The following is a 1,369-nucleotide window of genomic DNA, read 5'->3' on the forward strand; positions in this document are numbered from 1 at the left end:
ACCGCACCTCGCCGCGGGCGAGCCGCTCCGCGAGGCGCACCGCCTCCGGCGGCAGCAGCCGGCCGGCACCCGTGGCCACGGCCCTGGCCAGATACCCGGCCAGCGCACCCCACGGGTCGGGATCGCCGTGCAGCGCCTCCCGGGCCTGGGCGGTCAGCCAGGCCACCTCCTCCGAGGCGATCCGCCGGACCAGCACCTCCTTGCTCGGGAAGCGCCGGTACACCGTGCCCACCCCGACCCCGGCCCGCCGGGCCACCTCCTCCATCGGCGCCCCGTAGCCGAGTTCGCCGAACACCTCGCGCGCCGCACGCAGCACGCTCTCCAGATTGCGCCGGGCGTCCACCCGCAACCGCCCGCCGGGCCGTCGCCCTCCCGGGCCGGCCGCACCCGGGTCCGGACGCGGCTCCAGCGAGCGCTGCCCCGGCACCACCCCCGGCTCGGCCATACCCAGGGCCATCGGTGACGCGGCGATCGAGACGGCCGCCCGTGCGCCGCCCTGGACACCGGCGGGCACGCCCCCCGGCGCCCCCAGCGCGGCGGACAGGCGTACCCGTGGCTGCTTCTGCTGATCCATGGCTCAGCCCTCCCCCGTGGGCCGGCCGTACCGGCCTGCCCACCGTGCATCCCGCGCGCCCCCCGGCACGACAGGAGTCCAACTTCCACCGGCACGCTCGGCGTCCTCCCCGCCGACCCGGCCGGCCGCACTGCCACTTCCCCCACCGGCACCGTCACCAGGCCTGCACGGACGGCGACCGTCCCTGCCGACAGCGGTGCCCGCACGCCGATTGGCTGACGATAGTTGATGCGCATTCAGCTCCGACAGAGGACGGGGTGAGGATTCGGCCGTTCCGCACCCGCAGCGCCGGTACGGCGGCGGCCACGGCCCACCGGACCTGCGAGGAAACCCGGACCCCCGCCACGCCCACCGGACACGGCGGCCGGCACCCACCCGCCCCGCCGACATCATCCGCCCCACAGATCCCGTACGCACTGTGGACAAGAACCCCCCGCACGGTGCGTCATGGACACGTGAACCAGGTCACATTCCCCCAGGGCTCCCACGACCCCCGGCCGGAGAGCCGCCGGCCCGCCCGCATCCTTGTCGTCGGCGGCGGATACGTCGGCATGTACGCGGCGCTGCGCATCCAGCGCCGGCTCAACCGGGGCGAAGCCGAGATCACCGTGGTCGAGCCCCAGCCCTACATGACCTACCAGCCCTTCCTCCCCGAGGCCGCCGCCGGGTCCATCGACCCGCGCCACGTGATCGTCCCGCTGCGCCGGGTGCTCCGCGGCTGCACCGTGGTCACCGGCGAGATCACCGCGCTGGACCACAGGTCCCACCTGGCCCGCGCCGCCACCCCCGCCACCC

Annotated in this window: 1 protein-coding gene and 1 pseudogene; one reads left to right on the plus strand and one right to left on the minus strand. The window is 75.9% G+C overall.

The genetic code is table 11. The features are described 5' to 3' along the window. On the minus strand, positions 1-445 hold a 445-nt coding region (locus AOK09_RS36840), incomplete at its 3' end, for a helix-turn-helix domain-containing protein (protein WP_157876209.1). Positions 446-1,125: 680 nt separating this feature from the next. On the opposite strand from AOK09_RS36840, the pseudogene AOK09_RS36845 reads away from it, so the two are divergent. Further along, positions 1,126-1,369: pseudogene (locus tag AOK09_RS36845) on the plus strand (NAD(P)/FAD-dependent oxidoreductase); the annotation flags it as partial.

Source organism: Peterkaempfera griseoplana (assembly GCF_001418575.1).
Taxonomy (GTDB): Bacteria; Actinomycetota; Actinomycetes; order Streptomycetales; family Streptomycetaceae; genus Peterkaempfera; species Peterkaempfera griseoplana.